Consider the following 6,754-nt stretch of genomic DNA (forward strand, 5'->3'; position numbering starts at 1 on the left):
CCCAGAAAGGTGACCTCATCCCGCTCGAACCTCATCCGCGCGCCGCGACCATAACCCAGCCGCCGCCGCGCCAGCTCGTCCGCCACCATCCCCGTGGTGACCGGCACCCCATAGGGCAACCCCTCCAACGTCGCCACCAGTGCGGGACCGTGCGACTCCCCCGCCGTCAGCCAGCGCAACCTACTCAACGGTGCTCCTCGTGTCACGTCATGGACGGTGAACCGCCGGGCCGTGTGCTCCCGTGGCCCACCGGGATGTCGTACTCGGGACAGAACCGGCTCAGCTCCTCGTGGAAGCCGGGGAAGGTCTTGCCGACGCAGTCCGGGTCGTCGAGCGTGAGGGTTCCGCCCGCCCTCAGACCGAGCACGGAGAACGCCATGGCGATCCGGTGGTCCCGGTGGCAGGAGATCCGGGCCGCGGCCGGCCTGCCGGGGTGGACGGTGAGCCGGTCCGGCCCCTCCTCGGTGTCCACTCCGCAGCTGCGCAGGTTCCGCGCGACGGCGGCGATGCGGTCCGACTCCTTCAGCCGGGCGTGTCCGATGCCGTGGATGGTGATGGGGGCATCGGCCAGCGGCGCGATCGCCGCCAGCGTCATGAAGGTATCGGATATGTCACCCATGTCGACGGCGAACCCGCCCCGCAAGCGGCCTGTGCCGGTGACCGTCGTCGCCGCTTCGGTCGTCTCCACCCGGGCGCCGGTTCGCCGCAGCACCTCGACGAACCGGAGGTCGCCCTGCAGGCTGTCCCGGCCCAGGCCGGGCACCGTGACCGTGCGGCCGGTGACGGCGGCCGCCGCGAAGAAGTAGGAGGCGGTGGACGCGTCCGGCTCGATCGTGAGGTCCGAGGCGGCGTACCCGCCGGGCCGGACACGGATCGTCCCCGCCGGGTCCTCGGCGGCCTCCGCCCCGAAGTGCCGCATCAGCGCGAGTGTCATGTCGACGTAGGGGCGGCTGACCAGGCCGCGGGTCCGGACGGCCAGCGGCGTGCGCATCAGGGGGGCCGCCATCAGAAGGCCGCTCAGGAACTGGCTGCTCGAGGAGCCGTCCAGGTCCATCTCGCCGCCGTGGAGTCCCGCCGCGTCCACCTCCAGGGGCAGGGCGCCCCCCGGCGCCGTGCGCACCGTGGCGCCGAGGCGCGTGAGGGCGTCCGCCAGGGGCCGCAGCGGCCGCGCGCGCAGCTGCGCGGTGCCGTCGAAGACGAACCGGCCCTCTCCCGCGGCCGCGAAGGGCGGCAGGAAGCGGGCCGCCGTTCCGGCGTCGGCGCACCAGATCCGGGTGCGCCCGCTGGGAGCGCCTCCCGCGCCCGTGATCTCCCAGTGCTCGTCCCACGGCGCGCCGCTCATCCGGACGCCGAGATCCGTCAGGGCCTTGCGGAAGGCGAGGGTGTCCTCGCTGACCAGCGGATACCGCAGCCTGGTGGTGCCGGCCGCCGCGGCGGCCAGCAGCGCGGCCCGGTTGGTGATGCTCTTCGAGCCGGGGATCCGGGGTGTGAACGGAGCGGGGGACACGGCCGTCCCCGAGGGGCCGGCCGCGGGCGGACCGATGCTCATGAGCGGTTCCTCCGGGCGAGGGGGGCGAGGGGGATGAGGGGGGCCAGGCCGGCGCGGACGGCCGCCGCCACCCGCTCGGGGGCGGGACCGACCCCCTCGTACCGCGCCCCCGGGGGCGCCGGAGCCCCGAGCCGCCCGACGCCCGCCGGCGTCCCCGGCGGACGGGCGGCCTCACGGCGCCCCTGGCCCCCGGGGACCCGCCGGGCTGCCGAGGCGGTGTGCGCCTCGCCGCCGGTGGCGGGGATCGTTCTCGGGCATCCCTTCGGGGCCCCGGCCAGGACGTGTCCGCAGCGGACCCCGCCCCTGCTCCCGGCGGGCGCGAGACCGCACACCGTGTCGGGGGCGCGGCGGCCGGGCCCGGCCCACGGGGGTCTCTCACACATGTCGGACGACTCTCCGCTCGTTCGCGTCCACGGGATGCCCGCGGCTTCCGGGGACGGGGCGCCGGGCCGCGTCCGGCGCGCGCTCACCGCCGCTCCCCGCCCAGCACCTCCGCCATGAGGGAGCCGACGATGCGCACGCCGTTCGTGGTGAGCACCGACTCGGCGTGGAACTGCATCGAGGCGAAGTGCGGACCGCGCAGGGCGTGCACCTCGCCGGTCTCCGGGTCCCGGCTGACCTCCACCGTTCCCGTGCCCTCGCACTCGGCCTTGTCCTCGGCGCTGTGCGCGGCGAACGTGTTGTAGAAGCCGACCCGCTCCCGGACGCCGAAGAGGTCGATCTCCCGCTGCGTACCCTGGTTCGGCACCTCCCTGCGGACCAGGGAGAAGCCGAGCCGCATGCTGAGCACCTGGTGGCTGAGGCAGATCGCGAGGAACGGCTGCCGGCTCTCCAGCAGTTCGTCGATCGCCGACCGCAGATGAGCGATCTTGGGATGCCCCGTCTCCCGGGGGTCGCCCGGCCCCGGACCCATGACGACGAGGTCGTGACCGTCCAGGGCGTACGGCTCGTCGAAGCGCCGGACCGTCACCGACAGCCCCATGGACCGGAGCTGGAGGCCGATCATCGAGGTGAAGGTGTCCTCGGCGTCCACGACCAGCACCCGGCGGCCCGCCAGGTCCGGTTCCGGCCGGGTCCGCGCCGTGTTCCCGGCCAGCCAGAAGTCGGCGAGAGCGGCGTTGCGCCGTACCAGGGACGCCCGGACGTCCGGGTGGTCGCCGAAACGCACGGAACCGTTCGCGCCGGGGGCAGCGGCGGAGGCGGCAGGGGTGGAGTCGTCCGCCCGCAGCGCCGCGAGCAGCCCGGCCGCCTTCGCCCGGGTCTCGGCGACCTCGGAGACGGGATCGGAGTGGCGCACGAGCGTGGCGCCCACCCCGATCGTCATCCGTCCCCCCTCGTCGATGTCGGCGGTGCGGATCAGGATGGACGAGTCCAGGGCGGGCCCGCCGCTCCCGTCGCGGCCGATGAGCGCGACTATCCCGCTGTAGTAGCCGCGGCCCTGCGGCTCGTACCGGCTGATGACCCGGCAGGCGCTCTCCAGCGGACTGCCGGTGACGGTGGGGGCGAGCATCGACTCGCGCAGGATGTCGCGCGGATCGCGCGTGCTGTGTCCCTCGATGTAGTACTCGGTGTGCGCGAGCCGGGCCATCTCCTTGAGGCGGGGGCCCCTCACGCGGCCGCCCGCGTCGCAGATCCGGGCCATCATCTTGAGCTCCTCGTCGACGACCATGTAGAGCTCGTCGGACTCCTTGCGGTCGGCGAGGAAGCCCAGGACCTCCGGCAGGGTGGGGCCGGACGCCGGGTAGCGGTAGGTGCCGCTGATGGGGTTCATCACGGCGGTGCCGCCGGAGAGGCTGACGTGCCGCTCGGGGGTGGCGCCGACGAGGGTGCGGGAACCGGTGTGGACCACGAACGTCCAGTACGCGCCCGACTCCCTCTGCACGAGCCGGCGGAAGAACGACAGCGCGCTGTGCGGCGTGTAGGCGGTGATGTCGGCCACGAACGAGCGCTTGATGACGAAGTTCGCCCCCTCGCCCGTGCCGATCTCGTCGGCGATCACCCTGCGGACCACGTCCGCGTAGGTGTCGTCGTCCACGTCGAAGTCGCCGCCGGCCAGCTCGATCGGCACGTCCGGAAGCCGCCGCAGCGCCTCGTCGACCGGCAGCAGGCCCTGACCGGAAACGGTCATCGCGATCAGCGGTTCGCCGTCGTCGGCGCAGGCGAAACCGCGCTCGGCGATCTGCCGGTAGGGGATGAGCGCCAGCACGTCGTGGCGGGGGCCGCCGGCGTGCGGGCGCTCCCCGGGCACCGGGATGTCCGCCAGCGTCTTCGGCGTCGTGATCTCGCCGACCAGGACGTCCAGCACCTCGGGGCCGGCCGCCTCCGGACGGTGCAGCAGGGCGAAGGCGGGGGGCCGGGGTCCGAGCACCCGGTCGAGCAGTTCCACGGCGGTCGGTTCGGTCCGCTCGGTGCCGTTCGTACGCCGACTCATACGCCGACTCATACGCCGACCCCGCTCATGCCGGCCCCGGCCGTGGCGCCGGACGCCTCCAGGTCGGCGAGGACGCCGTCCGCGGTGGTCACCGCGGCGCAGCGCTGCGCCGCGTACTCGATCGCCAGCCGGTGGTACTCCGCGGAGAAGTCCGCGACGGCGTCGGCCACCAGGAACGGCTGGATGTCGTGGCTGAACGCCTCGACCGCGGTCATCAGCACACCGACGTGGGCGTACACGCCGCAGACGACGAGCTGGTCGCGGCCCGCGGCGCGCATCCGCTCCAGCAGGCTGGAGCGGAAGAAGGCGCTGTAGCGCCACTTGGTGAACGTCCAGTCGCCCACCCCCGGGGCCAGCGGTTCGACGACCTGCCGGTCCTCGGGGTCCACCCGCATGCCCGGCCCCCAGAAGTCCTTGAGCAGGCCGCGCTGCTCGTCCGTCATGCCGCCGGGCTGCGCGGTGTAGGCCACGGGCACGCCCAGCGCGGTGCCGCGCTCGCGGAGCAGGGCGGCGTTCCGCACGAGCCGGTCACGCAGGGGGGCGGGCAGCGGGCGCAGGAAGTAGCGCTGCATGTCGTGCATGAGCAGCACCGCGCGGTCCGGATCCACGGTCCACCGGGCGGTGTTGGCGGGCAGGTCGCCCGCTGTCGGCATCGGGTACGGCTCGATGGGGGGTATACCCGCCATGACCTTCCTCTCCTGGAACTGATCGCTGGTGCGGCCGGGCGCCCGGAGACCGGCGTCACCGTCGGCCGGGGCGCGACGGCGCGCGGCTCCGGGCGGACGGGAGCGGACGGGGACGAACGGGGATGGACGGGGGCGCCCGCTCGGCCTCCGGGGCACGAGCCGCCCGGTCCCGGGGCCGTCGTGCGGCGGACGGCCGGGTCTGCCCGCGGCAGGTCTCCGGCGCGGGCCCGTGCCGGCGTCGGACCGGCGGGGCGCCGGGGGCGCCGGGAGGGGCGAAGGGGACTCCTCACACCACCCCGGACGGCTGCGTCCGCAGGGACCGGGAGGCGTCCGCCGACGCGGTCCGGCCGGCCGCCCACCAGGCGGAGACCACGGAGAGGGCCTGCTCCGGGTTGAGCCGGGGGTCGCAGAAGCTCGTGTACCTGGTTCCGACCCGGTGGACCTGGGACTCGTCCCGGACGCACTCGGTCACGTCGTCGGGCGTGGTCTCCAGGTGAAGTCCTCCCGCGGTGCCGCCCGCGCTCCTGACCGCGTGCTGGAACTCCTCGACCTCCTGCAGGACGGTCCGCAGGAAGCGGGTTTTGAACCCGTCGGGGGTGCTGACGGTGTTGCCGTGCATGGGATCGGTGAGCCAGATCACCGGGTGCCCGGCGGCGCGGACGGCCTCGACGAGTGCGGGCAGCCTCCCGGTCGCCGTTCCGGCTCCCATCCGGGCGATGAGGGTGAGCCGGCCCGGTTCGCGCTCGGGGTCGAGGCGCTCGCACAGGGCCAGCAGTTCGTCGGCCGTCATGCGCGGACCGACCTTGCAGGCCACCGGGTTGACGACGTGGGAGAGCAGGGTGACGTGGGGCCCGTCGACCTGGCGGGTCCGCTCGCCGATCCAGGGCCAGTGCGTGGAGGCGAGCAGCAGCCGCCCCTGCTCGTCCCGGCGCAGCATGGGGACCTCGTAGTCGAGCAGCAGGGCCTCGTGGCTCGTCCAGATGGGGGCGCCGGCGCGCGCCCGTCCGTCCCGGTCCCGCCACCCCAGATGACCGATGACGTCGTGAGCGGTCCGGTAGCCCGCGAGCAGCCGCTTGGGGTCGGGACGCCTGAGTTCGGGGTCGGGCTCCGGGCTGTTGACCATGTGGCCGCGGTAGACGGGCAGTTCGGCATGCCCCACCGACTCGGTGGGCTTGGAGCGGGGCTTGGCGAACTGGCCGGCTATCCGGCCCACGCGCAGGACCGGCCTGCGGGTCTCCATCTGCAGCGTGCCGGCGAGCATGTCCAGCAGACCCGCCTTGCGCGCGACGTAGTCCGGGGTGCATTCCGCCGGGTCCTCCGCGCAGTCGCCCGCCTGCACCACGTGGGCCTCTCCCGCGGCGACCAGGGCCAGCAGGGACCGCAGGGTGGCCACGTCCCTGGCGTCGACGAGGGCGGGGCGGACCGCCAGTTCCTTCCGCGCGAGCAGGACCTGAGAGGCGTCCTCCCAGGGCGGCTGCTGCAGCGCCTGTTCGTATCGGATGTCGAGCAGAGCGTCTTCCACTGATTTCCCCATCGTGAGTGGGCGGCGAGCGAAGCCGCCCCGGAACCGAGCAAGCGGACGTCCCGCTTCGTGTACCGGCGCGGGGCCGAGTGCCTCGAACACCGTTCCGGCGGGAACCGGGCGGGGGACGAGGGCCCGAGGGCGTGCTTCATGACGAGTGCCGAACCTGGGCGGAGCCCGCCCCCGGCCGTCTCGGTCCCGGTGGCACCGAGGTTCTCCCCCCGGCGCCGGGCGAGCGCCGGGAAGCGCGGGGGCCGAGGATCGGGAAACGGAGGCGAACCCCGTTCCCGGAGCGGACGTTCCGCGTCCGCCGGAGGACCTCCGCGGTGGTTCACAGCATGTTGCGGAACGGGGAGGACGCCAACCTCCGCCGCCGCACTCCGTCAGATGTCTGATGGTCCGTCAGATGGTGCCGAGTCCATCAGGTCGCCGCAGAGCCGCGGCGGGTTCCGGCCTCCGCGCGGTCGGCCTCCGCGCGGCCGGCGTGGCGGTCCGGGAACGGGACGGTGGGGGGGAGAGCCGGATCCGGCGCGGACCGGGGGCGGCGGGCGCGGCCGCGTGGAGCG

5 protein-coding genes are annotated in these 6,754 nt (G+C 74.3%); all 5 read right to left on the reverse strand.

The window, feature by feature from the left end; translation table 11 throughout:
- On the reverse strand, positions 1–188 hold a 188-nt coding region (locus QC029_RS30055), incomplete at its 3' end, for a chorismate synthase (RefSeq protein WP_279557481.1).
- Between the two features lie 14 nt (positions 189–202).
- Positions 203–1,549, reverse strand: coding sequence for a 3-phosphoshikimate 1-carboxyvinyltransferase (gene aroA / locus QC029_RS30060; RefSeq protein WP_279559014.1), 1,347 nt, complete (start codon positions 1,547–1,549; stop codon positions 203–205).
- Positions 1,550–2,015: 466 nt separating this feature from the next.
- A complete protein-coding gene (locus QC029_RS30065; RefSeq protein ID WP_279559015.1) occupies positions 2,016–3,980 on the reverse strand; it encodes an anthranilate synthase family protein in 1,965 nt (654 codons plus the stop codon).
- An 8-nt stretch (positions 3,981–3,988) separates the two neighbouring features.
- Positions 3,989–4,666 carry an isochorismatase family protein gene (locus QC029_RS30070; protein WP_279559016.1) on the reverse strand — a complete coding sequence of 226 codons (678 nt, stop codon included), beginning with the start codon at positions 4,664–4,666 and terminating at the stop codon, positions 3,989–3,991.
- Between the two features lie 286 nt (positions 4,667–4,952).
- A complete protein-coding gene (locus QC029_RS30075) occupies positions 4,953–6,188 on the reverse strand; it encodes a 3-deoxy-7-phosphoheptulonate synthase (protein WP_279559017.1) in 1,236 nt (411 codons plus the stop codon).
- Positions 6,189–6,754: the final 566 nt, after the last annotated feature.

The organism is Streptomyces sp. DH37, assembly GCF_029813835.1.
Taxonomy (GTDB): Bacteria; Actinomycetota; Actinomycetes; order Streptomycetales; family Streptomycetaceae; genus Streptomyces.

Bases quoted from the DNA above. Each gene is read 5' to 3' on its own strand.
- QC029_RS30070 (WP_279559016.1), bottom strand. From the start codon at position 4,666: ATGGCGGGTATACCCCCCATCGAGCCGTACCCGATGCCGACAGCGGGC.
- aroA (WP_279559014.1), bottom strand. From the start codon at position 1,549: ATGAGCATCGGTCCGCCCGCGGCCGGCCCCTCGGGGACGGCCGTGTCC.
- QC029_RS30065 (WP_279559015.1), bottom strand. From the start codon at position 3,980: ATGAGTCGGCGTACGAACGGCACCGAGCGGACCGAACCGACCGCCGTG.